At 39.7% G+C, this 21,517-nt stretch carries 32 protein-coding genes; 25 read left to right on the top strand and 7 right to left on the bottom strand.

Annotation, left to right across the window (positions count from 1 at the left end; translation table 11 throughout):
- Positions 1-117: 117 nt before the first annotated feature.
- A complete protein-coding gene (metA, locus tag B176_RS0108840; RefSeq protein ID WP_017258443.1) occupies positions 118-1,062 on the top strand; it encodes a homoserine O-acetyltransferase MetA in 945 nt (314 codons plus the stop codon).
- A 127-nt stretch (positions 1,063-1,189) separates the two neighbouring features.
- Here metA and B176_RS0108835 read toward each other — a convergent pair whose 3' ends face one another.
- From B176_RS0108835 to B176_RS0108820, 3 genes are all read right to left on the bottom strand, one after another.
- The gene (locus tag B176_RS0108835) at positions 1,190-1,528 is read right to left on the bottom strand and encodes a hypothetical protein (protein WP_017258442.1); all 339 of its coding nucleotides are present in this window, start codon (positions 1,526-1,528) and stop codon (positions 1,190-1,192) included.
- Positions 1,529-1,830: 302 nt separating this feature from the next.
- Positions 1,831-2,880 carry a 16S rRNA (cytosine(1402)-N(4))-methyltransferase RsmH gene (gene rsmH, locus B176_RS0108830; protein ID WP_017258441.1) on the bottom strand — a complete coding sequence of 350 codons (1,050 nt, stop codon included), beginning with the start codon at positions 2,878-2,880 and terminating at the stop codon, positions 1,831-1,833.
- An 886-nt stretch (positions 2,881-3,766) separates the two neighbouring features.
- Complete coding sequence (locus tag B176_RS0108820) at positions 3,767-4,186, bottom strand: MerR family transcriptional regulator (RefSeq protein WP_017258439.1); 420 nt, start codon at positions 4,184-4,186, stop codon at positions 3,767-3,769.
- A gap of 98 nt (positions 4,187-4,284) precedes the next feature.
- On the opposite strand from B176_RS0108820, the gene B176_RS19275 reads away from it, so the two are divergent.
- Together B176_RS19275 and B176_RS0108810 are read left to right on the top strand one after the other, a co-directional pair.
- Positions 4,285-4,488, top strand: a complete 204-nt coding sequence (locus B176_RS19275; RefSeq protein ID WP_017258438.1) for a hypothetical protein — start codon at positions 4,285-4,287, stop codon at positions 4,486-4,488.
- An 8-nt stretch (positions 4,489-4,496) separates the two neighbouring features.
- Entirely contained in the window at positions 4,497-4,814 is a 318-nt protein-coding gene (locus tag B176_RS0108810) for a hypothetical protein (RefSeq protein ID WP_017258437.1), read from the top strand.
- Here the strand turns inward: B176_RS0108810 and B176_RS20935 are convergent, their stop codons facing one another.
- Positions 4,815-4,970, bottom strand: coding sequence for a hypothetical protein (locus B176_RS20935; RefSeq protein ID WP_017258436.1), 156 nt, complete (start codon positions 4,968-4,970; stop codon positions 4,815-4,817). It lies immediately after the preceding gene.
- A gap of 96 nt (positions 4,971-5,066) precedes the next feature.
- Here B176_RS20935 and B176_RS0108800 point away from each other — a divergent pair, with 96 nt between their 5' ends.
- The 22 genes from B176_RS0108800 to B176_RS0108690 all read left to right on the top strand — a co-directional run bounded on the left by B176_RS0108800 (position 5,067) and on the right by B176_RS0108690 (position 17,650).
- Positions 5,067-7,202: a hypothetical protein gene (locus tag B176_RS0108800; RefSeq protein ID WP_017258435.1), complete on the top strand. Its 2,136-nt coding sequence runs from the start codon at positions 5,067-5,069 to the stop codon at positions 7,200-7,202.
- Entirely contained in the window at positions 7,199-8,098 is a 900-nt protein-coding gene (locus tag B176_RS0108795; RefSeq protein ID WP_017258434.1) for an ATP-binding protein, read from the top strand. The genes B176_RS0108800 and B176_RS0108795 overlap by 4 nt, the downstream gene beginning before the upstream one ends.
- Positions 8,098-8,742 carry a hypothetical protein gene (locus B176_RS0108790; protein ID WP_017258433.1) on the top strand — a complete coding sequence of 215 codons (645 nt, stop codon included), beginning with the start codon at positions 8,098-8,100 and terminating at the stop codon, positions 8,740-8,742. Before B176_RS0108795 ends, B176_RS0108790 begins: the two co-directional genes overlap by 1 nt.
- Before the next feature lie 8 nt (positions 8,743-8,750).
- A complete protein-coding gene (locus B176_RS0108785) occupies positions 8,751-9,197 on the top strand; it encodes a hypothetical protein (protein ID WP_017258432.1) in 447 nt (148 codons plus the stop codon).
- Positions 9,198-9,200: 3 nt separating this feature from the next.
- A complete protein-coding gene (locus tag B176_RS0108780; RefSeq protein ID WP_017258431.1) occupies positions 9,201-9,548 on the top strand; it encodes a helix-turn-helix domain-containing protein in 348 nt (115 codons plus the stop codon).
- A gap of 151 nt (positions 9,549-9,699) precedes the next feature.
- Positions 9,700-10,353: a DUF3164 family protein gene (locus tag B176_RS0108770; protein WP_017258429.1), complete on the top strand. Its 654-nt coding sequence runs from the start codon at positions 9,700-9,702 to the stop codon at positions 10,351-10,353.
- A gap of 200 nt (positions 10,354-10,553) precedes the next feature.
- A complete protein-coding gene (locus B176_RS0108765; RefSeq protein WP_154647930.1) occupies positions 10,554-10,784 on the top strand; it encodes a hypothetical protein in 231 nt (76 codons plus the stop codon).
- Positions 10,785-10,834: 50 nt separating this feature from the next.
- Positions 10,835-11,293, top strand: a complete 459-nt coding sequence (locus B176_RS19270) for a hypothetical protein (RefSeq protein WP_017258427.1) — start codon at positions 10,835-10,837, stop codon at positions 11,291-11,293.
- Positions 11,294-11,295: 2 nt separating this feature from the next.
- A complete protein-coding gene (locus B176_RS0108755; RefSeq protein WP_017258426.1) occupies positions 11,296-11,691 on the top strand; it encodes a hypothetical protein in 396 nt (131 codons plus the stop codon).
- 221 nt (positions 11,692-11,912) lie between these two features.
- On the top strand, positions 11,913-12,872 hold the full coding sequence (locus tag B176_RS0108750) for an RNA-directed DNA polymerase (protein ID WP_017258425.1): 960 nt from the start codon (positions 11,913-11,915) through the stop codon (positions 12,870-12,872).
- Positions 12,859-13,149, top strand: coding sequence for a hypothetical protein (locus B176_RS0108745; RefSeq protein ID WP_017258424.1), 291 nt, complete (start codon positions 12,859-12,861; stop codon positions 13,147-13,149). Before B176_RS0108750 ends, B176_RS0108745 begins: the two co-directional genes overlap by 14 nt.
- Before the next feature lie 12 nt (positions 13,150-13,161).
- A complete protein-coding gene (locus tag B176_RS0108740) occupies positions 13,162-13,416 on the top strand; it encodes a hypothetical protein (protein ID WP_017258423.1) in 255 nt (84 codons plus the stop codon).
- The gene (locus B176_RS0108735; protein ID WP_017258422.1) at positions 13,413-13,772 is read left to right on the top strand and encodes a DUF4406 domain-containing protein; all 360 of its coding nucleotides are present in this window, start codon (positions 13,413-13,415) and stop codon (positions 13,770-13,772) included. The genes B176_RS0108740 and B176_RS0108735 overlap by 4 nt, the downstream gene beginning before the upstream one ends.
- Before the next feature lie 2 nt (positions 13,773-13,774).
- On the top strand, positions 13,775-14,296 hold the full coding sequence (locus B176_RS0108730; protein ID WP_017258421.1) for a hypothetical protein: 522 nt from the start codon (positions 13,775-13,777) through the stop codon (positions 14,294-14,296).
- Positions 14,296-14,553: a hypothetical protein gene (locus tag B176_RS0108725; protein ID WP_017258420.1), complete on the top strand. Its 258-nt coding sequence runs from the start codon at positions 14,296-14,298 to the stop codon at positions 14,551-14,553. The genes B176_RS0108730 and B176_RS0108725 overlap by 1 nt, the downstream gene beginning before the upstream one ends.
- On the top strand, positions 14,553-14,939 hold the full coding sequence (locus tag B176_RS0108720) for a hypothetical protein (protein ID WP_017258419.1): 387 nt from the start codon (positions 14,553-14,555) through the stop codon (positions 14,937-14,939). Before B176_RS0108725 ends, B176_RS0108720 begins: the two co-directional genes overlap by 1 nt.
- Before the next feature lie 30 nt (positions 14,940-14,969).
- Positions 14,970-15,671, top strand: a complete 702-nt coding sequence (locus B176_RS19265) for a hypothetical protein (RefSeq protein ID WP_017258418.1) — start codon at positions 14,970-14,972, stop codon at positions 15,669-15,671.
- The gene (locus tag B176_RS0108710; RefSeq protein ID WP_017258417.1) at positions 15,661-16,155 is read left to right on the top strand and encodes a hypothetical protein; all 495 of its coding nucleotides are present in this window, start codon (positions 15,661-15,663) and stop codon (positions 16,153-16,155) included. The genes B176_RS19265 and B176_RS0108710 overlap by 11 nt, the downstream gene beginning before the upstream one ends.
- Entirely contained in the window at positions 16,148-16,819 is a 672-nt protein-coding gene (locus B176_RS20230) for a hypothetical protein (RefSeq protein ID WP_017258416.1), read from the top strand. Before B176_RS0108710 ends, B176_RS20230 begins: the two co-directional genes overlap by 8 nt.
- Before the next feature lie 9 nt (positions 16,820-16,828).
- Positions 16,829-17,005 carry a hypothetical protein gene (locus tag B176_RS20930; protein ID WP_017258415.1) on the top strand — a complete coding sequence of 59 codons (177 nt, stop codon included), beginning with the start codon at positions 16,829-16,831 and terminating at the stop codon, positions 17,003-17,005.
- A gap of 4 nt (positions 17,006-17,009) precedes the next feature.
- Positions 17,010-17,354, top strand: a complete 345-nt coding sequence (locus tag B176_RS0108695) for a hypothetical protein (RefSeq protein ID WP_017258414.1) — start codon at positions 17,010-17,012, stop codon at positions 17,352-17,354.
- 92 nt (positions 17,355-17,446) lie between these two features.
- Positions 17,447-17,650 carry a hypothetical protein gene (locus B176_RS0108690; protein WP_017258413.1) on the top strand — a complete coding sequence of 68 codons (204 nt, stop codon included), beginning with the start codon at positions 17,447-17,449 and terminating at the stop codon, positions 17,648-17,650.
- A 132-nt stretch (positions 17,651-17,782) separates the two neighbouring features.
- Here the strand turns inward: B176_RS0108690 and B176_RS0108685 are convergent, their stop codons facing one another.
- The 3 genes from B176_RS0108685 to B176_RS0108675 form a co-directional block, all read right to left on the bottom strand.
- A complete protein-coding gene (locus B176_RS0108685; protein WP_040540214.1) occupies positions 17,783-18,217 on the bottom strand; it encodes a hypothetical protein in 435 nt (144 codons plus the stop codon).
- A gap of 78 nt (positions 18,218-18,295) precedes the next feature.
- Positions 18,296-18,820, bottom strand: a complete 525-nt coding sequence (locus tag B176_RS0108680) for a phage virion morphogenesis protein (RefSeq protein ID WP_237739815.1) — start codon at positions 18,818-18,820, stop codon at positions 18,296-18,298.
- A gap of 143 nt (positions 18,821-18,963) precedes the next feature.
- Positions 18,964-21,459, bottom strand: a complete 2,496-nt coding sequence (locus B176_RS0108675; RefSeq protein WP_017258410.1) for a phage portal protein family protein — start codon at positions 21,457-21,459, stop codon at positions 18,964-18,966.
- Positions 21,460-21,517 lie beyond the last annotated feature (58 nt).

Below are 21,517 nucleotides of genomic sequence, written 5' to 3'. Positions count from 1 at the left end.
TTAAAATAAAAACGAAACATAATCAACATGTAACCGTCATGAGAATGTTTTAGGTTTACTGTTCGATTAATTCTTTATATTTTTGCGCATTAAAAAACGAATATACAGCGTATTAATATGCCAGTTAAAATACCAGATAATCTTCCAGCAATAGAGCTTTTAAAAAAAGAGAACATATTTGTAATGAGTGACTTGAGGGCAGATATTCAAGATATCCGCCCAATGCGAGTGCTAATTCTTAACTTAATGCCTATTAAAATTACCACAGAAACCGATTTTGTAAGGTTATTGTCTAACAATCCCTTGCAGGTAGAGGTAGAGTTTTTACGGCTAGATTCTCATACATCCAAAAATACATCCGAAAAGCATCTACAACAGTTTTATAAAGGTTTTAGCAAGGTGAAGGATAATTATTACGACGGAATGATTATTACAGGAGCACCTGTGGAGATGTTGGATTTTGAAAAGGTAAGTTACTGGGATGAGGTAACCAGTATTTTCGATTGGGCCAAAACACATGTTACGTCAACATTATATATTTGTTGGGCATCACAAGCAGCGCTTTATCATTTTTATGGAGTTCAAAAAACACCTTTACAAGAAAAGTTGTTTGGCGTTTTTAAACATACCGCAACGGCTAATAAACATCCCTTATTCCGCGGTTTCGACGATGAGTTTTTTATTCCCCACAGCAGGCATACAACCATCCTGAAAAATGATATAGAAAGCAAGGAAGCTGTTTCTGTTTTGGCAGAGTCTGACGACGCGGGGATTGCAATAGCATCGTCTAGGGGAGGGAGGGAGTTTTACTTAACTGGGCATTCGGAATATGCTCCATTAATGCTTCATAACGAATATCAGAGAGATATTGATAAAGGTCTTTCTGTTCCTGTTCCATTCAATTACTACAAAAACGATAATCCAAAAGAAGGACCATTGGTTTGTTGGACCGGGCATGCAAACCTACTTTTCAATAACTGGTTGAATTATTTTGTTTATCAAGAAACTCCTTTTGATTTAAAAGATGTGGCGCATTTGGGCGAGTTGAAGGATCATAGTTAATGTCTTGATTCTTGCGGTTTTACAAGCTTCGTTCAAATTCGGCTTAATTGTAAAGGCCTCGTTTTTAAATAAAAAAGGTTCAATGTATTATTGATACATTGAACCTAAATAATTTTAATAATAAATTTTACTTATTGCTTTTAAAGCGTTTGTCTGGTGTGCCGTCTTTTTTAAGCGGACCAGCTGCATTAGTTTTTGCTTTGTAACGTTTGTCTGGCGTTCCGTCTTTTTTAAGAGGAACGTTTGATGTGGTTGTTACCGTATTTTTTGTCGTTACCGTTTTTGGAGCGGTAGCAGTTTTAGCTACAACCGTTTTGCTTTCATCTTTCTTTACAGCCATCGCCTTCGACTCAGTGATTACCTTTTTTTCTGCTTTTTTTGTGCTTGTTTTTACAGGAGTTGTTTGTGCAAATGTGGAGCTCAAGCCAAATGCAACGCCAATGGCGAACATAAATAGTTTTTTCATGATCTTAAAATTAGATTCAAATGATTAACATAAATTTAAACCTTTTTTGGTGTTATTTATGAATGAAATAAAACGTAATTTTTGGATATTAAAATATTTAAAAAGGAATATGTTTTTATTTGATAACCACAGCTTTTCGACGTTGGCTGATCAGTGAATTTCAGAGCGTTTAAAATTTGTGTATGCTGTCAACTAGTAACGCTAAAAATCACATAACAAGCGTTTCATTTCACAAAACTTATTAGATTTTAAAACATGGCTTTGTGTTTTACTCCAACTCGAAATCGGCGCTTAAAACCAAATCAAGCTTTAATTGCCCATCTTAATTTTGCAGATCTTGCCCTTGGGTTACTGTTGATTTCTTCAGCCGATGCTTTGATAGGGTCTGGCGCAACTTCACTGTAGATACCACCTCTATAAAAAGCTTTAAATATTTTTTTCACCCTGCGGTCTTCGCCAGAATGAAAAGAAAGTATGGCAACTCTACCCCCTGGCGCCAAAGCGTCCGGAAGCTTTTCTAAGAATTTTTCTAATACGCCAAATTCATTATTTACCTCAATTCTTAAAGCCTGAAAACAGCGTTGACAAGTTTTTTTAACTTCTTCCGCTCTATTAGTAGGCGGAAGGAAAGTCAAACTTTCCTTAATAACCTCTTTTAAATGCGTGGTGGTTGTAATTTGTTCGCCTCTTTTAATTGCCTGTATAATTGATGTTGCTACTTCTTCGGCGTAAGGTTCGTCGGAATTATCAATAAACAGGTCTTCTAGTTTTTCATGCGATATTTTTTTTAATAAAGTAGCGGCGGAAATTCCGCTATTCGGGTTAAGCCGTAAATCTAAGGGACCATCAATTTTAAAAGAAAAACCTCTGTCCGGGTTATCTATTTGCATAGATGAAACTCCTAAATCTGCGAGTACAAAATTTAAGGGACCAGCTTCTTCTGCGATTAAGTCGATATTGGAAAAATTCATTTTCTTAACGGTCAAAATCTCAGAGCCATAACCTAAAGCAGCCAAACGATCTCTTGTTTTTGGCAATTCAAAGGGGTCAACATCTGTAGCATATAAATGCCCATTCGGCGCCAAACATTTCAGTATTTCCAAACTATGTCCGCCATAGCCCAAAGTAGCGTCCATTCCAATTTGTCCGGGTTGGATATTTAAAAATTCCAAAATCTCGTGTACACAGATGGAACGATGCATTCCTGCTGGTGTACGTCCTTGTTGCATCACTTTCTCTACATCTTCCGAGAAGTTTTCGGGGTTCAGTTCCTTATATTTTTCTTTGAAAGATTTAGGGTGAGTGCCTTTATAACGAACGCGACGGGTGCTTTTTGGTGTTTGGTCTTCCATGGAGGCAAAAGTATGGAATTGTAGGGGAATAAATTAGGTTGACCTGTACTTGAAGGTAACTCTTTTTATCAAAAGGTTTTGTTCTCAGTACCTCTGTGGTACCATTAGCCAGTTTTACCTTTATCCTATGGCAAGGAGATACTTGTTAAACTTGAGCGTGGGAGAAGATTTTTTTGAACTACAAACAGTTAAAAAAATCCAGATGCTTGGGATTAACATCTGGATTTTTAGCAGTTAATGATGTGTGTCGATTATGATTAAGGTTTTACCAATCGCAATGTTTTGTTGTATTTATCATCGATATATTTTAATAAATATATTCCCGGTGCGTACTCATTTATATAGGGCACAAAACCAAACTACCATAAGCGGAAAAATTAAAAAGTGGCAAAATTAAGCCTTTAACACAACGTTAAGGGCTTTTTTGTGCGTTTTATTACGCTGGCATATTTGATACCAAACTTCTAAAAATACCATTTGCTACCATTTACCTACCATTATAACCGGCACAACTAGCCGAACCATACACCAAACTACCACTTTACCCATTAAATAGCCTTTAAAAGGGAATTAAAGCGGATAATTATGCCTTAAATATCTTGATAATTTGGGAGTTTACGACGACAAATATTAAATTTTATATACGGGGAAAATTTGGGTAAATTTTATTTAGGCGGACAAATAGACGGACAAATAGACGGACATTTTATGTTAAAAAAGGACGCTACAAAACCCCTATAAGTATAAAAAAATACTACTTTTTGCTATAAAATACACGATAGAACCCCCTATAAAACCATAGGTAATTGAGCAAAAGCAATCTTTAAGGCTATTTAGTGGACGTTTTTGAGGCTTTTTTGAATTAATGAGTTGTGAAACGTGGTTATTAGGTGCTTTTTGTACTTAGTTCTCTCGGTACGGTCCGAGAAGAAACATGGGTATTGTCCGGCGGGCTGGTGGGGCTTTTATCCTTAGGAGAGATTAAGCGGTCTTGTAGGTCTATGATTTTACTTTGCAATACGTTTATTTTTTCTTTTAGCTCATTTATCTCAATGTCTTTTTTAGTATGGTAAATACTTTTTGGCTCTGCGAATGCTTCGGAGTTAGTTTCGACATCTCCCAAAACATACTCGTAACTTATTTCGAGCTTCTTTCGTAACATGATGATAAAATCAAGTTTTGGCACAACCTTTTTGCGGTAATTTCTGATATTAGCCTCGCTTGTCTGCATAAAATCCGCAAATTTCACATTATTTCCGTCAAAATACTTTAAAGCTATCTCGTTGATTTTCTTATTGATACTCATATTATTTTAAATAAATCGAAACTTATTTCGTTTTATACTTGTATAAGTCGAAATAAGTTTCGATAATTGTATCGTTACCAGTAACGAAATTAAAAACAATGGAGCAGACGAAAGAATATAATGTGAAATACCCTGAAAACCTCTACTTGAAAGAGGAGGTTGATAAAAGCGGGTTGAAAGTAAAATTTCTTGCTAAGCGTGTTGGTGTAAGTTTAAGGGTTACCAGTCAGGTAATCAACGGACACTACAAAGGCGACAACATTGTGCCAAAATTGAGAATAGAGTTAGGACTAGATAAGTAATATCATACATGATAACCGAGCAAGAATACAAGGCGCACAAAAGCTTGTCAAAGCATTTTTTCATTGACAGAAAGTACTTTAAAGAAGTTTACGGGCTTCCTTTTTTACCTGCTACTTATCAGCAATACATCATTTTAAGAAACTTATTTAATTCAATAATCATGATAAAAACAGAAATCAAACACGAATTGACCCCAGCCGGTGGCGAAACCGAGAAAATGAGAGTAGAAAAAACCGTGAAAACGGTTAAACTATTCGGGATAACAATATACCGAAAGGTGTACCATTACCCCGAATTAGAATACTACGATGTAGTAGGCATTTAACTAATGCCAGTTTTGGAGAATCTTTTTTGCCTCAGCAAAAAGTTCTTTAAGGTACGAGCTTGAAGGCGCTGAACGGGTTTTACCCTCTAGTTTTTCAACACGCTTTGCCAAATGCACAAGCACAGCCTCAAGCTCTTTAACTTTTTCATCATTCATAATGCTACAATTTTAAGTGAGATTATAAAAGTAGCAAAATTCCCGAAAGCGTTACCCTGTCATCGCTACAGGGCGGGAACATAACAAAGCTAAAACATGAACACATCAGCTTACGAACTTTACAACGACAAAATAGGCATCAAACTGAGCTACCTCTTATCTGATATTGATAAGTGTACTGATGATAGTTTGGCTGTGTTGAGCTATTCAGCTTACGAAAAAAGGGCGTTGCGTGTTCCTGGCTTTAGATTGAAAGAAGGCAGAGGTCCCGGAAACGAGGTGTTAATCGATATCGACGCTATGCCATCCGATTGGTACGATATGGCTGTTAAACGCTTTTCGTTGCCAAAGCAGGAAACCCACCCGATGGCAAACTTTTTTAAGATGGATGCCGATGCCCGTATATTTTACGATAAATATCAGTTTGAAAGCAATGGCGAATTTTTAACGCCTGCACAGCGGAAGCGTTACACCATTAACGCCAGCGTGATGGGCGCACTGGCAAGCCTTAAAACTGTTAGAGAAATGGCTAAAAAAAGCCGTGGAGGCAGAGCCACCGGTATTTGGGCAAGTTTAGTGGGCGACTGTATTTCCTTTAACGATTATCTGAAAGCTAAGCACAGCTGTAGCCACTCGCTACCAAAATCTGAAAAGATGTTGCGAGAGCGTTATAACCGATGGATTGACCACAATTACGAAAGCATTATTGACGGACGTAACAACAACAGCAATGCGCAATTAGTAACGCCAGAAATGATACGCTTATGGCAGGATATTTACGCCGGACAGCTTCCGTACAAGCCAAGCTACAACGAGGTAAGCGAAAGATACGACCAGTTTTTAGCCGGTCAAATTAGCATCGGCATTAGAAAAGATTCTAAAAATGAAGATAGCCCAAATTTTAAGTACGCTGGCGAGATTTACGACAACACTTTAGAGTGTTACAAGCCCGCAAGCGAAAGTACTGTTTACGCTTACCAAAGCGCATGGGAATTAAAAGTTGTTAGCCACTCTTTACGTAGTGGAGATAGGCAACGTTTTAAAGGGCTTTACATACCATTCCATAAATTAAAACAACCTGATTTTGCAGGGACTATGATATCCATTGATGATAGAAAGCCACCTTTTGAATATGCTAAGGGTAAAAGATTATGGTTTTACTGCGGTGCTGATTTAGGTAGTGAAGTAATTACAACCTATGTATATGGCGAAACTAAAGAGGGAATTATAGAAGAGTTTTACCGCCAAATGGTTCGCAATTATGCGGGCTGGGGCTTAAGTCTTCCGTATGAATTAGAGTGTGAAAGTTCTTTAAACAGTACCTATAAAGATGATTTGCTAGCACCAGGCTCAATGTTTACCGAGGTTAGGATTGAGGCAAACAATGCAAGAGGTAAAGCAATAGAGCAGTACTGGAGACAGATACGTTACGGAAAAGAATTTGATAAAAAACACCACGCTTGGATTGGCCGCCCGTTTAGCGTAGGCGAAAATAACCAAAGGGCAGTTGAAAAGGTGGAGTTTATGCCGAAGGTTGATATAGTTAAGAGTTCTATTGACACCATCCAACTTTGGAACTCGCAATTACACAGCAACCAAACACTACACCCGGGCATGACCCGTGAGGATGTGTTCTTAGAAAAACAGCACCCAGAGTTAACGCCAATTAATTGGGCGGGCATTCTTCCGCATATCGGTTTCTCTCAAAAAAGCAGTATGAAAGCTGGGCGTATCATTCTACAGGGACTGCACAGAGTAGTCGGCTTTAACGGGGAGGTTGCTCTTGGAGAAATCCTTATCCAAATTCTGCAAAAAATTGAGGGGCAAACGGTACAGCTTTACTGGCTTGATGATAATGAAGGCGATGTTTTAAAAGCCTTGGTTTATGATTTACAGGGCACACAGATTTGCGAGTTACTGGGTGATTTAGAATATAGCAGGGGTAAGTTAGAAAGTAAGGATAGTGATAAAGATTATCGCTCGATAATGAGCGCATACGAGGCAACAGTACAGGGCTACATTAACCGCAACGCCAAAGAGATCAACAGCATTACAATTATTGATGAGGAAGTTAAGCCAGCCCGAAAAAACAGGCTACAGTTTAAAAACGTGGAGCAATACCGCCCAGCGGATAAGCCCGCAGAAATGTTGGCGCCAATTGAAAGCGAGTTTGAAACTCCTTTAAAACCAAATACAAGTTTCGACACATCAACTAAATCACGTTTCAGATGAATTTAACAGAAGATTTTAAACAAAAAGTATTAGTCGCCTTAAAAGAGCAACGCAAAAAACACGGTGGAAATGATAAGTCTTTTGCTGTCAGCTATGGCATGAACCCATCTATTTGGAGCAGATTAAAAGGCGGAGAAGCACCAGGGCAACTTATCAAAGAACCTCACTGGATTGATATGGGAATGCGGTTGGGCGTTAATAATAATGTAAAGGCATGGAATTTCGCAAAAACAGAGGTTTACGATTCAATTAAGAGCGATGTTCTTTTTTGTAAGGAGAACTCAAAGGCAATGATTTTTGTTGACGACTGCGAGATAGGTAAATCAGCCAGCGCAAAACACCTCTCTAAGACTATAGAAAACTGCTTTTTGATTGATGCTAGCCAGTGCCCAACTGAGCATTTGTTTGTTAGGGAATTAGCGTCAAAACTTGGCGTTGACAACAACGGACGTATCAACGATGTTAAGCAACGCATTAAATACTACCTAGCCAATGTTTTGATAAAACCGATTGTAATTATTGACGAGGCGGGTGATTTGGATTATAAGTCTTTTAAATTCTTAAAAGCATTATGGAATGCAACGGAGTGGGTTTGTGGATGGTATCTAATCGGTGCAGACGGATTAGAAGAAATCATTACTAAAGGTATCGAAAGAAAAAAAGTGGGTTATCGGGAGATACTAAGCCGTTTTGGCGGGAACTATATGAGTATTACACCGGTAGACCCACAAGAGAAGCAAATGTTCTACAGAAAATTAATAACGGATGTTTTGGAGCATAATGTAGAAGACAAAAAGCTGATTCCTAAAATAGTAAAAAGCTGTTTAGCGAGCGGTTTAGGATTGGCAGGGCTTAGGAGAGCAGATATTTTATTGCTTTTGGAAAAGGTTGCTTAATGGCGGAAAGGATAAAGCGGGCTTGGACTCCCGATGATATTTTAAATAAAAGCTATGAGGTTATTGAATGGGGCGAAAAATGGCAGGCGGCATTTGCTAAACCGGAAGCATCTGGGTTGTGGTTTATTTATGCCCACAGTACCAACGGTAAGGGAGCATTTATGATGCAGTTGGTTAAAGAGCTTTCAAAACTGGATAGACGAATTGTGGTGAACGATATGGAAGAGGGCGACAGTATGACCATCCAAGAGGCGCTAAACCGTCACGGCATCAATAATAGCAACACCAAGGGCAAGTTGATATGGACTAAAGAAACCATGAAGCAACTGGAAGAGCGATTGGCTAAGCCGAAAAGCCCTGGGGTTGTCATCATCAACAGCTACCAATACACCCGAATGAACTTTAATAAGTTCTACGATTTTAAAGAACGGTTGCGGAAAAAGGGAAAGTTGATCATTGTGTTTTCGCAGATGAAAGGCAATAACCCAAAAGGACAGGCGGCCATTGACGTAATGTACGATGCGGATTTAAAAATATTTATAGAGGGATTTGTTGCCTACAGCAAGGGCAGATACATAGGAGAAAACGGCGGGCAATTCGTCATCTGGCAAAAAGGTGCAGACGATTACCACGGTAAAATTTAACAAAGCAAATGAAAACAACCACCACCAAAAAGCAAACCCACATAGCCAAGGTAAGGGCTACGCACCAAACGCAGAAAGAGCGGGTGTGTGAGATTTTAAACTGGAGTGAGGAGCGTTACGCTGACCACCAGTTTGAAGTTTATTTAAAGGTTTTAAACAAGCTACATATTGGTTGCCCCTTGATAGAGCAACGCTTGGCTTACTCTTCTGTTTTCCGTGGGTTTTTCAATAACGAGTGGGAGCGCCGTAACCGTGAGGAGTTTTTGAGTATTGTGGGAGTACAGGACGGTGGGTTGTGCATTAATGTAAATGGCGCAATTGATTTTTTGGAGGAGCGCAAAGAGACTGACGATTACAACTATCAAGAATATATTTTCCTACACTCCGCAGATAGGCTTTGCCAGGATCATGAGTTTTTAACTGCGCATGAGTACATAATGGACTTAGTTTTTTAGGATATGAATTTACAGAATGAAATAACCGCTGTGATGAACGCAATAAAGCCCCGCATAGCAAATACTCCAGAGCAACTGCTTTTAATGGTTTGCCAAAAACTGGGCATAAGCACAGCCGATATAAAAGGCAGTAAACGTACGCAGGATTTAGTAGAGGCAAGAATAGTTGCCACACAACTGATCAGAAACAATACCACCCTAAAAGACGCAGAAATTGCCGATGTGCTCAACCGTGAGCGGACTACGGTTTATTACTACCTAGATATGTTTGAAGTGGTTAAAAGGCAGAAAACAGGCGCACAAAAAATAAAATTGGTTAATGAGATAGATGTAAGGCTATGCGAGATATAGAGCAAGAGATTGCCGATATAAAAGACCGGCTGGCGAGAATACCGAACCACCAACTTGATGGACGGATTGAACTCCGCAGAAAATTGGCGGACCTATACCGTGAAAGCCTTCAAACAACAGATAAGCAAAATTTAACAAAACCCGATAGATAATGAAAATCACAGATTTAACACCCGAGCAAAAAGCCGAGCTAAAAAACGAGCTGGCTAATGAAGAAAAAGCCGAAAAGGCAAAGCGTGAAGCCGACAAAGTGGCTTTAAGAGAAATGATTGATACGATGGTAACCAACAAAACACCCGAGCTGGTTGATTTTGGCGCAATGCAAAACAAAGTTGTGGATAGTGTTTTCAAAGATTTTGAATCTATCATCAGCCTTAAAAATGAGCTGTACGGAATTAAGGAAGGGCAAGCCAGCCACACGTTTAGCGCAAGAGACGGAAATTCAAGTATTACCATGGGCTACAATGAAACCATAGGATTTGACGGCACAGAGGGCGCAGGAGTTGCCAAAATTAAAGAAGTGATTGCCAACCTATCATCCGATGATGACAACCGTGGCGTACTTGCCGACCTGCTTAACACATTTATGAAGCCCGACAAAAAAGGTAACCTAAACCCAACCCGTGTTGCCGAGCTGAACTCTAAAAAAGAAAAGGTAAACAACCCGCTGTTTACCGAGGGCGTGGACATCATTATTGATGCCCAATTTAAAACCCGTACCAGCATGTACATAAGAGGCTGGCAACGTATTACGGGCGAAAATGGCAAGGAAGTAAAATTAACATTCAGCATAACCGCAAACTAACATGGCACACACCACCAAATATTATAAAGCTAATAAGTACCTGAACTGGCTCATGTACTTGGTTGTAATAGTTTGGGCGCTGGCAGTTATTCACATTGCTATAACTCATCTTTTTAAATAGTTAACCCGACTGGTAGTCGCCACGGTTCGAGACCGTGGCGGGTTCGATGGTAATGTTGCCACAAATTAAATTCAATACAATGATCACTCAAGCAAACAAAGTTAAAGTAATGCGCTCCTTGCTGAACAACTTTCCAAGTCAGAACATTAAGGGAGCGGTAAAAGACTCTGGAGATGTGGAGCAAATTGCTTTCAATACAAATGAAATTAACCATGATCAAATAGTTTCATTAGCGGATTTGCACTGCGAGACACAATGTCAAATCAGCTTAAAGCGGTCAGGTACTGGAATTACAATTAAACTTTTTTAACCAACCGCCGCCTTAAACTGGGGGCTTTAATAAAACAAACATAAAATAATATGAAAACAACGATCAACATCAACAACCAAGAGGTAGAGATACAACTCACTACCGAGCAAGTAGAGGCTATTAAAAAAGCTTCCGAAAAAATTACGGACAGGGTAAAGACTTTTGACGATGCGCTTAAGATAGTGGGTGCATCTGATAACTTGAAAACCCTGCTTTCATACAACGGACAGGATACCGATATGATTGCAAGCGTAGCACATGCAAAATTAGGAATTGTTGCCAAAGCCCTAAATCAAGGCTGGCAACCCGACTGGAGAAACTCAAACGAAGCCAAGTATTATCCATGGTTTAAAACGGTTGGTTCGGGTGTCGGTTTCTCGTGCCACGACTACTACTACGGTTACTCGAGTTCGGGTGTCGGCTCCCGCCTCGTGTTCAAAAGTAGCGAGCTAGCTGTTTATGCAGGCAAACAGTTCATTCAATTATATAACGACTTATTCACTCTTTAAAAATGAAGCATTTAGAAACTTTTGAATCGGCTGCAAAGTCGGTGGGTATTGACCCAGCAATTTTACCGGTAGTAACGGGATTGCCCGAAGCACACGGAAAAGCAATTATAGCGGGCTATAAACTTTTTGTCATCAGCCAAGCTTCATGGGAAGGTAAAAAAATTGATTGGAACGATTACGATCAGCGTAAATACTTCCCTTGGTTTGATATGGAAACGTACGAAAAGGACAAAGCAGAGCAGGTTGGTTCGGGTGTCGGTTTCTCGTACGACGTCTACGACTTCGATCGCTCGGTTACGGGTGTCGGCTCCCGCCTCGTGTTTCCTACTAGCGAAATTGCAAAGTACGTGGGCAAAACCCATTTATCAATTTACCGCGATTTAATGGTGATTGAGTAATTAATTAACCGGTGGTGTACCGCTTTAGCTGTAGTTGGTTCAGGTGTCAGTTTCTCGTACAACGACTACGACTACGATAACTCGAATACGAATGTCAGCTCCCACCATTGTACAAAGAAACAAGCGGTACAGACCATGCCCACATGGCAAAAAACAACAACAAGTTGAGGGCGCTTTGGTAAGCTTATAAAAGTTGAAAAAGAGCCAATATACAGAGGCAAATGAAAAGGATAAACAATTTATACGAAAAGATTTACAGCTACGACAATCTTTATTTGGCTGATGAAATTGCAAGAAAAGGCAAGGCAGATCAGTACGGTGTAATTACCCATTTAAAGAACCAAGATGCAAATATTTTCAAACTGCATAATATGCTGGTTGATAAAACCTACAAAACGTCTGCTTATGCAACGTTTAAAGTTTTTGAGCCCAAAGAGCGTGTAGTTTATCGTTTGCCCTACTTCCCCGATAGAATTACACATCACGCTGTAATGAATGTGCTTGAGCCAATTTTTATGGCAACGTTTACCAATGACACTTACAGCTGTATCAAGGGTAAAGGAATACACGCAACTGTTAGAGCCGTTAAGTCGGCTTTAAAAGATGTGGAAAGCACTAAGTATTGTTTGAAGCTAGATATTAAAAAGTTTTATCCCAGTGTTGGCCACGATATTTTAAAATCGCTTTTACGTAAAAAGATAAAGGACAGCAACCTGCTTTGGTTATTGGATGAAATGATAGATAGCGCAGACGGATTGCCAATTGGTAATTACCTAAGCCAGTATTTTGCCAACTTTTACCTCAGCTATTTCGACCATTGGATCAAAGAGCAAAAAGCGGTTAAATATTACTTTAGGTATGCGGATGACCTTGTGATACTTTCATCAGATAAAAAGCATTTACACGCTCTTTTATCGGAGATTAAACGCTATTTAAGCACCAATTTAAAGCTAGAGGTTAAGGGGAATTATCAAATATTTCCGGTTGATGCCAGGAGCATCGATTTTGTTGGATACCGCTTTTACCATACCCACACACTTTTAAGAAAATCAATTAAACAGCGCTTTGCCCGCATGATGGCTAATAGAAGAAACAAAGCCTCAACCGCCTCATACATGGGCTGGGCAAAACATTGCGACAGCAAAAACCTAATCAAAAAACTATTACATGAAAACCTTTAAGGATTTTAATATTACCGTGGCTCACTCTGCCTTTACGGGCGATAAGATAAAAATAAGCAAAATTTTAAACCGTGAAATAACGGTTAGCGATTACAAAATAGACGATTCAAAGTTTAAAGGGAAATGCCTTTGCCTGCAAATAGAGCTGAACGGTACTGCGCATGTGGTTTTTACCAGCTCCATTATTTTAATGGAGGCAATAAAGCAAGTACCTAAAGACGGAATGCCATTTAAGACCACCATTATTCAAGAAAACGAAAGATACGAATTCACATAAATTTTTAAACAAATGACAGTTTACACCGCAATATCAAAAAAAATAGGATGGGAAGGCACAGCCACCATCCCCACCATAGCCGAGGCTAAAGAGCTTAAAGAGCTGGTACAAAAAGCAGACGCTTACGCCTTTGAGAAAGTATTTAGAATACACCGATTTGCAAGCCATGACCAACTAAGCGAAGCGAATGAGGAGGCAATGAAAATTATTTATGAAGCCTTTTGTTTAGGCGATCCAATATTTAGAGCAAAGGAGGCAAAAGCATGAGCGAGACAGAACTATTAGAAAAAGTACAGGCGATTACACTTCTTATTGAAGTTGCTAAAAACAAGGGAGAATCTATTGCCTACCTCAGCGGTAAAGTGACTGGATTGTTGACGCTGGACGTAACAAAGAAGTTTGCGAAGGACGCCGAATTATTGAGGTTAAACGGGTATTTCGTTTTTAACCCAACCGAATGGATAGATGCCGATTGCCACTGGCAAACTGCAATGAGGCTATGCTTGGCAATTTTACCGCTTTGCCCCGTCCTCTATATGCAAGATGACTGGTTTGATAGTGAGGGCGCATTTTGGGAGGTAAGCACCGCCCGCCGTTTAGGCCATAAAATTTTAACTCTTTAATTATGACTTTAGGATTTTCACAACAAATTAACGGAAAGCCCAATTATTTTATCGACAAAATTTGGGAGGGATTGTTAAACGATCCAATTTCACTCGATTATACAAATTATTTAGAGGCGTACAAAAATAAGTTTGGCAAACATTGGGACAGAAAGTTTCACGAGAACGGTGATCAAAAAGGCGACTTAGTAAATATTGCACCAAAACTCCACACCATTAGAGCCGGACACCGCTGGCATGTTGGAATGCTTATACACCCGGTAATTGGTAACCGCACAAAAAACCGCTTTCAGTTTGCTCCAGTAATACCATGCGTAAGCCAACAACGCATCTTTATGACTTACGATTGGCGTTTTGAAGTTTCAATAGGCGATAAGTATTTATACAAGCCTGATTTGGAGATTTTGGCTGTAAATGATGGATTTGAAAACAGAGAGGCATTTGAAGACTACTTTATAAAGGCGATGGGAAGAGAAAAAAAGTTTTCCGGACAAATTATTCACTGGACTGATTTAAGGTACTAATGAAATACATCATCCAACCAATTGCCATGGGCATATTCTTTATTTTAAAATTTATACTGGTCTTGGTACTGCTTTCTATTTACGTAATGATTGGGATGATCTCTTTTTTATGGAATTTCACTTGGGAATCTGAAGAGTGGAATTTAAAGGATAACTTTTTAGGGCTTGACACAGTGAGATCAGGAGAAACCCAAACCTATTACAAAACCCCAATTGATTTTTTGTTTGATAAAAGGAGTTATAAAATTAAGGAGTAATGAAAAGAGATTACCGCCCCATCTTCGCTATTTGCAAGGCAAACGGCTTAGAATACAAAGATAAGGTTGCCGAATTTACCAACGGACGAACCGACAGCCTAACCGCCCTATCCGATGCGGAGTTTAGGGAATTTAAAAGGCAGATGCACCAGCTTAGCCCCACCGAGTTTGTGGCAAAGCCCGGCGACAAACAGCGCAAAAAGATGATAGGCTTAGCCCGCAGTATGAGAAAAGAAAACCCCTTGCAAGCTGTTGACGACTGGTGCATACAATACGGAAAATTCGCCAAGCCTTTAATGCAACACAGCGTTGACGAACTTAACTATGTGTTATACATTTATGAGCATAAGGTTTATAAGGAATTTTTGGAGGAGCTGAATAAGTAGGTTTTAAGTAGAAAGTTTAAATTAAAAAGTATGAAAAAGGCTGGCGTTTCAGAGCAAATAAAAAAGCATTACAAAAATGAATTTAGTTCTTATCCAAAAAGCATTGATGAAAATGAAATAGCTTTCATTGAAGAAAATGACTGCCAATGTACAAGCTGTGGCAAATCAATATTTGAACTAGATGACTTTCCGAAAATTCTGATAGAGGATAAGGAGCTTTTATGTGAAGATTGTTATGATGAAAGGTATAGAGAAGATTGTCCAATATGTGAAGAGTACTACGATACTAAAGATTACACAAGTGACTACATAGTGATAAACGAGGAACTATCGAAAGAAACCCGAATGACCTCCGGAATTTATAAAATACTCGAAAGACCTTTTTTCTTTGGTAGCATTTTATCAGGGTTTGATGCTTTTTTCGATAATACGTTAGAGCTGGTGGTAGATATTAAAATTAATGAACATAAAAAAATTGATTGTGGAGATAATTGTCAAGAGGTAAATTCCGGGTGTATATGTCCTGACTGTGAGCAATCCTTCGTTCACGAGAAAATGCTTATAAAAACAGAGGGAAAACCGTGTATTTTATTTAATAAACACAATGATTTTTTTAAAGATTACACCCAAGAATGCCTGCGTAAAAGCAGGCAACATTTAATTAACAATAGAATTACGCTTAGGGGTATGATTGAGAAAGGCAGGATTAAACTGGATTTAAATGACCATTAAAGAGATATTAAATTTCTGCCACGCACAGATAAAAGAGGGCAACCACCCGGACGTGATGCGGGCAATTATCAAAGCATTTACAGATAAGAAGCCGAAAGCTCCGCCCAATTACCAACAGTCGGTGCAATTATACAAGGCTTTTTTAACGCAACACAAACTACCGTTTTTAATGGATGCCAGGAACGGAAAAGCGTTAAAGGATTTATTGCAAAAACTAAAGAACATTAGCACAGAAAAAACCGACGAGAGCGCACTGCTAAGCCTGCAAGCCATATTGAGCAACTGGCAGAAAGTAGGCGAGCATTTGGGCAAACAAAAAAGCATCAGCGATATTAACCGCAACCTTTTAGAGATTATAGACAAAATAAAGAATGGCGCAACAAAAAAACAAACTCATACTGATAGAGCCTCTGATAGAGCCGAGCTTGGTAACCTCGCCCGCCAAGTACTTTTATCAAAGCAAAATCAAAACGGCGGTGGCTAGTTTGCAATCTGCAAAGCCAAATATTGCAACCATTGCCAAAGCAGATGAGGAAACGCTTGTTGCTGCGCTTACTATTTTAATTACAGATGTTGCCGATTTCTTTAACGTAGGCAAAAACTTTAACGCCTCGCAAATACAAAGCACCGTTTATTTAATGATTGAGTGCTACCCATATTTTAAAATTGATGACTTTGTAATTTGCTTTAACACTGGGAAAAAAGGGCATTACGGCAAGCGTTACGATAGCATGGACGGTAACATCTTGCTTGACTGGTTAAATATGTATGATGATAAAAGGTCTGCGGATATTGAAGCCTTAAGAGCCTCCGAGAAGAAAACGCAAGAACTTGAACTTGTCAAGCTACACGCTGGTACAGATAAAAAACCTTTTGAGCTCCCGCAAGAGATTAAAGATTTTATTAACCGACCGCCCGATAATAGGCGAAAGGAAATTAAACCGCCCGCCGATATTGAAAACCCAATAAAAGAAATTTTGGTAGATAAAGCAAAGCGAGATATTGAACGCTGGGACAGGCAGTTTAACAACCTTTATTACAAATATAAAAAGCTCTCGGTGTGTAACGGTGGGCGTAGGTTTTTAAAGGTTGGAGGGGTTTGTTTGGGGTTGCAGGAGTATTTACAGTATAAAATGAAAAATAAATAAATTAACATTATGAACTTATATCAAACAAAAAAACGGGCCTCCAACTCAGCGCATGACTTTGAAATTAAGAAGTATATAGTCGCCAGTTCTTTAGCGGATGTTGCTAAAGAATATCCTGAGGCGGATGAGATTATTTTTATTGAAAAAAATATTACAATAATTGGTGAACAAATATTAGAAAGATAAAACTATGAATTGGAACGATTTAAAAATCTTTTGCAACTCATTAGATGAGGTGCAATTACAACAGAATGTAATTTTGTGGCGTGAAGATGAGGCGGTAACGGACATTAAAGCAATTGAATTGGATAAAACAATTACTTTGTCAGAAGGCGACGAATCTATTAAAGACATCGACGCTATTCAGTTAGATTCAGAGCAATATATTGAGCCGGAAGTTATCGGAGAGGGATGCTTTCCAAAATGGGAAGCTGAAGATATTGTAAAAAACCAGCCAGAAGACTACCCAAACGGTTTGGCACACTTTCAAAAGGTTTACGACAAAGGGCATCCAGTATTAACGGAAAACTTTTAATATTATAAAGCCCGATTAATCGGGTTTTTTTATGCTTTTTACTTTGATTAAATTTTGTATGTTTGTGTTAAAGCAAAATATTATTTTGTTTAATGGCATATCACAGAGGCAATCATCTTAAAAAAGTTAATTTTATTATGCAAGTTTACGCCTCGGTAAAAGAGGAGGATGTACCTGATACCCGTATTTTACGCCATGTGTTCCCAAAGCATGGTATTTTCATAAGTTACCGCCAATGGATGAATTTAAAAGGCTTAAAACCGAGTGAGTATAAAGGGCAGTTATCTTTATTTTAGTGGCTATTTAGTCCATAGTCCATAGTCCATGGTCGGCAGTCCATAGCCTGCGTGGCTAGGCTTCGACTCCGCTCAGCCTGACAAAGAGCCTAGCAAAGAGCCTAACAAACCAACCACCTAACCCCTAACAAACTAAACAGCAAACACTACCGTATTAAATGTCAAGTTCATTACTTTCAACTGGTCTCTGCGGTTTTCTTCAAGCATGCTCGTTAGCTCTAAGGGTTTGTTAAATACAGTTAAGTCTATTGCGCCGTCTAGCTTTGCTTTTACGGCATTAACCAAGGTAAAGTAGTCTAAGCTTTCGGCTAAAAGTTCATCACTGGCGGTGCTGTCTGTTGTACCGCTATAATCCCACACTAATTTTATGATGATACGGGCGGTGTACTTTTTAAGCTTGCTGTTGTACTTTTCTATTTTAGGAAAATCCACTTTAATTAATGAGGCGGGAAAAGCAATTGGCGGATGGCTCTCGTAGCTTGCGGTTTGTCCTTTGTCGGCATCTGTCCAAGCGTTGCCAGGCGTTGCCATTAGTTGGGTGCGGAGGTATTTGAATAGTTGGTCCATTTTTTCGGGTTGTTAGTTTGTTAGGTTGTTAGGTTGTTAGATTTGATTACACAGATTTAGGGATTACACAGATTTTTGTTAGGTGGTGCTGTATGCTATAATTCGTTTGATAATGCGTTGGTTAAGTTCTTTGGAATAGCCCATAAATTGGCGCTGTGGCATGCTGTATTTATAAGCTTTAAAGCTGTAGCCTTGGGTGTTGTTTGTAGCGCCACGTTTAAACCTGCCCTTGTTTATTCCTTTTTTTACTCGGTTGCGCATAAATGTTTCAGACCTTGCAACTCTGCTGATCTGGTCGCCCTCGTTATGTACTCTAGCATAAGGCACTTTTGAACTTCCGGCTGACATGATTACTTTTTGCGGTGATATGGTTGTAGGCCTAATGCTATTTACCAAGTTTGAGCTCCGCACCATCATTGTCCCGCTTTTAGGCTTGTAGCTTTTGTTTAGTGCTGGCCAGGCTTTGCCGTCAAATTCTTTTTTAACAAAACTTTCCCTAAACACCTCGTTTGCGGTTTCGGCAATTATTACCGGTACTTGCTCATCAAAGTATTGGTTGAAGCGGTTAAAAAAATCGGTTAACTTTTGTTTATTGTCCATCATTGTGCTATACTTGTATATAAGGTTCTTTTAAATCGGTAAAGAAGCGCCAACACCTTGCAGATGACGGGGGCACAACTGGCTGTAAAAACAGCGATTTAAAAGAATTACAATCTGTATAAAGCCTGTGTTTAAAAATGCAGGCTTTATTTTTTTGCAAACAATAGCAAGCCCTTGCGCCAGCGTTCTATTACTTTTTTAGCCTCCTTCAGCGGAAACCACGTCGCCAGCTTTTCAACCTCGCCACCCTTAACTTTTGCCGATACTATGAGCGTTACATCTTCATAATACTTGATATAAACCATGTCCTCTAGCTTATCGCCTTTCATCCAAACCTCGTTAGGGTTTTGCATGGTGTCTTTTAGCGCATCCATGTATTGCACCCGGCTTTCCTTGCTTTTGGTGGTGTGGCTTTTTAGGGTGTTTTCGGAAAATTCTACAGGTCTGTTTTTATAATCTTTTAAAACCTTTTGCCCGTCCAGCTCGTCCAGCTTATTCCAAAAGTCATCAGCTGTGCCCTCGTATTTGCTTACGGGTTCTGTGGCTTTCTTTTTAGCCTCGGCATAAGATTTTAAGCCATATTGCTGTGGCTTAAGCTCGTTGATTTCTCTTGCGCCGGTTTTCGGGAACTTGTTAATGTATTGTTGGTCTGCGGTAAATACCTCGCCACTTTCTGCCCGGTTTACGCCCCAGCCTTGCGCCTCTGCCTTGGCAAACTCTGCGCCCTCTAAAAATCCGTCAACTGCTTCACGAGAGCGTTTAATATCTGCGCTGGTCACTTCATGCTTCATTTTGGCAATTACAAAGCACCTGCATTTCCATCCGTTAGGCGGAAATATCTTTTTCCACCGGGGATCGTTGTATGGCAAAACAATGTTGTGTAATAGCTGATGCTCAGGGCGTACGGCGTCATCCTCAACGGTTTTATATTGCCAGTACGGAAACGCCTTGGTGTTTGCCATTAAGCGGTGATAAGTGGTGGCAGATGCGCCCACGGCAATGGCGTTGTTATACTCGGTCTCTAGCCACGTTTTATTAAAAACGTCAAGCTTTAATTTGGCGTTTTGGTAAAATTGGTCGAAGCTTTTTGCATCTCTAAACAGTCGGTTAAGCTCTTGCGATTCGGCAAGGGTTTTAGCAGCTGAAAATCGAAACAAGTTAGCCTCGTAAGCGGTAAGCATTGCGGGGTCATCTTTGCCATACTCTAAACCTAAAGCCACCAGTTTAACGCCCTCATCTTTCCAGCCCTTTTTAAAGCCTTTTAGTAGGGTGTTGGCGGTATGGTAAAACAAACCGATATCAAAACTTAGTGTGCCTTTGGCATCGTAAAAACGTTGTATTAAATCATCATCGCTCCAAGTATTACTCGGTAATGCCAAAGTGAGGTGATTGCAACACAAGTGAACCGCCCCGCTTATCCACGGGGCTTGGGGAAAAAAACTTAACTTTTCTCCTTTCTTTTTTGTTGGATCCGGCTCGCCGGGATCATCCTCTTTTTTTGGTGGGAGTTCCTTTTTCTTCTGGGTAACTTCAACGCCAAATTTTTCTTTGATCCATTTGGGCTCAACATCATAGTCTGATAAAAAGCCTTTCGTGAATTCAAACAGCTGTTTGGTGTCCTCCGCTTCGCTGAACTCAAAGCTTACGCCTTGCGGTAATACGCCAATATTTACCAATGCTGGGAAAATAGTGTTGTTCATGTACTGCTCAACCAAGCGCATATCTGCCTGCACCAATAGCCACAGCATTTCTTGCGCTGCCTCATCTTTTGAGCGACTGCCGTTTGTTGTATCCTGCCCAATTAATGCGCCGGTGGTAAGCAATGAAATTTCGGAGTTACAGAAAGCAATCAAAGATTTGTAAACATCGCCATTGGTGGCTACGCCTTGAGCAAAATCCAACTGCTCGGTTTCGTCGATAATGAAATATGCAGCTGCGCCCATGTCCTTCATCATCTGCTCGCTACGGGAAAGCATGGCGGTATCTTGGGTGTTTGTTTTTAATACCCTTGGCGGGATGCCGTATATTTCGCAAAGCTCGCTCCAGCAAGATTGCGCAAAGCGTTTAAATAGTACGTGTGGTACTGCTTTGTTCAATAATCCTAAGTCGCCGTTATCAAATTCTAAAACCCAAGTTCCAAACTCTCGTATTTCACGGTAAGGTGTGGGGCTATTATCATCGGTATAATCTTTATAGAAAAGCCCTTTTTGTGGCACTACGTTGGTACGTGGCAATGTTTTGGCAACTAATTGCCCTTTGTCAAAGGAAAGCTCTACCAAACTATTGCCGTAAAACTGGCTTTCAAAAATTGCCGTTACTAAACTAGAATAGGCTTTCATATTGCTGAGGGCTTTACTTGCACCGTCTTGCACCTCGTCATTCAGTTTTATGCTGAACTGGGCAGAAAATAGCTGTTGCTTTCTGTTTTCCAATTGGGAAGTCAACAGCGCATCTTTCATGATCTCGTTATACAAAAGCTGTTGTGGCCAAAGCTTAGGCTCTTCCGCAAATTGCGCCATTGACTCGCTTTGTTTCCAGCTTTGTATATCCTGCCTGCTTACGCTCACGCTTTTAAGCTTCCACGGTAATACAGATTTTTGGGTGGTTTTGCCTATTTTGCTATTAGTTGATTGCTTTGCCATTGATTAGTTTGTTAGTCATTAGTTTGTTAGGTGGTTAGGGCTTCGACTCCGCTCAGCC

It is taken from the genome of Pedobacter arcticus A12 (assembly GCF_000302595.1).
Taxonomy (GTDB): Bacteria; Bacteroidota; Bacteroidia; order Sphingobacteriales; family Sphingobacteriaceae; genus Pseudopedobacter; species Pseudopedobacter arcticus.
The sequence above is the reverse complement of the archived record's forward strand: the minus strand, read 5'-3'. Positions and strand labels throughout refer to the sequence as shown.

What these genes read in the sequence shown, in the direction of transcription:
- metA (WP_017258443.1), top strand. Translation starts at nt 118, where the DNA reads ATGCCAGTTAAAATACCAGATAATCTTCCAGCAATAGAGCTTTTAAAA.
- B176_RS0108835 (WP_017258442.1), bottom strand. Translation starts at nt 1,528, where the DNA reads ATGAAAAAACTATTTATGTTCGCCATTGGCGTTGCATTTGGCTTGAGC.
- rsmH (WP_017258441.1), bottom strand. Translation starts at nt 2,880, where the DNA reads ATGGAAGACCAAACACCAAAAAGCACCCGTCGCGTTCGTTATAAAGGC.
- B176_RS0108820 (WP_017258439.1), bottom strand. Translation starts at nt 4,186, where the DNA reads ATGAGTATCAATAAGAAAATCAACGAGATAGCTTTAAAGTATTTTGAC.
- B176_RS19275 (WP_017258438.1), top strand. Translation starts at nt 4,285, where the DNA reads ATGGAGCAGACGAAAGAATATAATGTGAAATACCCTGAAAACCTCTAC.
- B176_RS0108810 (WP_017258437.1), top strand. Translation starts at nt 4,497, where the DNA reads ATGATAACCGAGCAAGAATACAAGGCGCACAAAAGCTTGTCAAAGCAT.
- B176_RS20935 (WP_017258436.1), bottom strand. Translation starts at nt 4,970, where the DNA reads ATGAATGATGAAAAAGTTAAAGAGCTTGAGGCTGTGCTTGTGCATTTG.
- B176_RS0108800 (WP_017258435.1), top strand. Translation starts at nt 5,067, where the DNA reads ATGAACACATCAGCTTACGAACTTTACAACGACAAAATAGGCATCAAA.
- B176_RS0108795 (WP_017258434.1), top strand. Translation starts at nt 7,199, where the DNA reads ATGAATTTAACAGAAGATTTTAAACAAAAAGTATTAGTCGCCTTAAAA.
- B176_RS0108790 (WP_017258433.1), top strand. Translation starts at nt 8,098, where the DNA reads ATGGCGGAAAGGATAAAGCGGGCTTGGACTCCCGATGATATTTTAAAT.
- B176_RS0108785 (WP_017258432.1), top strand. Translation starts at nt 8,751, where the DNA reads ATGAAAACAACCACCACCAAAAAGCAAACCCACATAGCCAAGGTAAGG.
- B176_RS0108780 (WP_017258431.1), top strand. Translation starts at nt 9,201, where the DNA reads ATGAATTTACAGAATGAAATAACCGCTGTGATGAACGCAATAAAGCCC.
- B176_RS0108770 (WP_017258429.1), top strand. Translation starts at nt 9,700, where the DNA reads ATGAAAATCACAGATTTAACACCCGAGCAAAAAGCCGAGCTAAAAAAC.
- B176_RS0108765 (WP_154647930.1), top strand. Translation starts at nt 10,554, where the DNA reads ATGATCACTCAAGCAAACAAAGTTAAAGTAATGCGCTCCTTGCTGAAC.
- B176_RS19270 (WP_017258427.1), top strand. Translation starts at nt 10,835, where the DNA reads ATGAAAACAACGATCAACATCAACAACCAAGAGGTAGAGATACAACTC.
- B176_RS0108755 (WP_017258426.1), top strand. Translation starts at nt 11,296, where the DNA reads ATGAAGCATTTAGAAACTTTTGAATCGGCTGCAAAGTCGGTGGGTATT.
- B176_RS0108750 (WP_017258425.1), top strand. Translation starts at nt 11,913, where the DNA reads ATGAAAAGGATAAACAATTTATACGAAAAGATTTACAGCTACGACAAT.
- B176_RS0108745 (WP_017258424.1), top strand. Translation starts at nt 12,859, where the DNA reads ATGAAAACCTTTAAGGATTTTAATATTACCGTGGCTCACTCTGCCTTT.
- B176_RS0108740 (WP_017258423.1), top strand. Translation starts at nt 13,162, where the DNA reads ATGACAGTTTACACCGCAATATCAAAAAAAATAGGATGGGAAGGCACA.
- B176_RS0108735 (WP_017258422.1), top strand. Translation starts at nt 13,413, where the DNA reads ATGAGCGAGACAGAACTATTAGAAAAAGTACAGGCGATTACACTTCTT.
- B176_RS0108730 (WP_017258421.1), top strand. Translation starts at nt 13,775, where the DNA reads ATGACTTTAGGATTTTCACAACAAATTAACGGAAAGCCCAATTATTTT.
- B176_RS0108725 (WP_017258420.1), top strand. Translation starts at nt 14,296, where the DNA reads ATGAAATACATCATCCAACCAATTGCCATGGGCATATTCTTTATTTTA.
- B176_RS0108720 (WP_017258419.1), top strand. Translation starts at nt 14,553, where the DNA reads ATGAAAAGAGATTACCGCCCCATCTTCGCTATTTGCAAGGCAAACGGC.
- B176_RS19265 (WP_017258418.1), top strand. Translation starts at nt 14,970, where the DNA reads ATGAAAAAGGCTGGCGTTTCAGAGCAAATAAAAAAGCATTACAAAAAT.
- B176_RS0108710 (WP_017258417.1), top strand. Translation starts at nt 15,661, where the DNA reads ATGACCATTAAAGAGATATTAAATTTCTGCCACGCACAGATAAAAGAG.
- B176_RS20930 (WP_017258415.1), top strand. Translation starts at nt 16,829, where the DNA reads ATGAACTTATATCAAACAAAAAAACGGGCCTCCAACTCAGCGCATGAC.
- B176_RS0108695 (WP_017258414.1), top strand. Translation starts at nt 17,010, where the DNA reads ATGAATTGGAACGATTTAAAAATCTTTTGCAACTCATTAGATGAGGTG.
- B176_RS0108690 (WP_017258413.1), top strand. Translation starts at nt 17,447, where the DNA reads ATGGCATATCACAGAGGCAATCATCTTAAAAAAGTTAATTTTATTATG.
- B176_RS0108685 (WP_040540214.1), bottom strand. Translation starts at nt 18,217, where the DNA reads ATGGACCAACTATTCAAATACCTCCGCACCCAACTAATGGCAACGCCT.
- B176_RS0108680 (WP_237739815.1), bottom strand. Translation starts at nt 18,820, where the DNA reads ATGATGGACAATAAACAAAAGTTAACCGATTTTTTTAACCGCTTCAAC.
- B176_RS0108675 (WP_017258410.1), bottom strand. Translation starts at nt 21,459, where the DNA reads ATGGCAAAGCAATCAACTAATAGCAAAATAGGCAAAACCACCCAAAAA.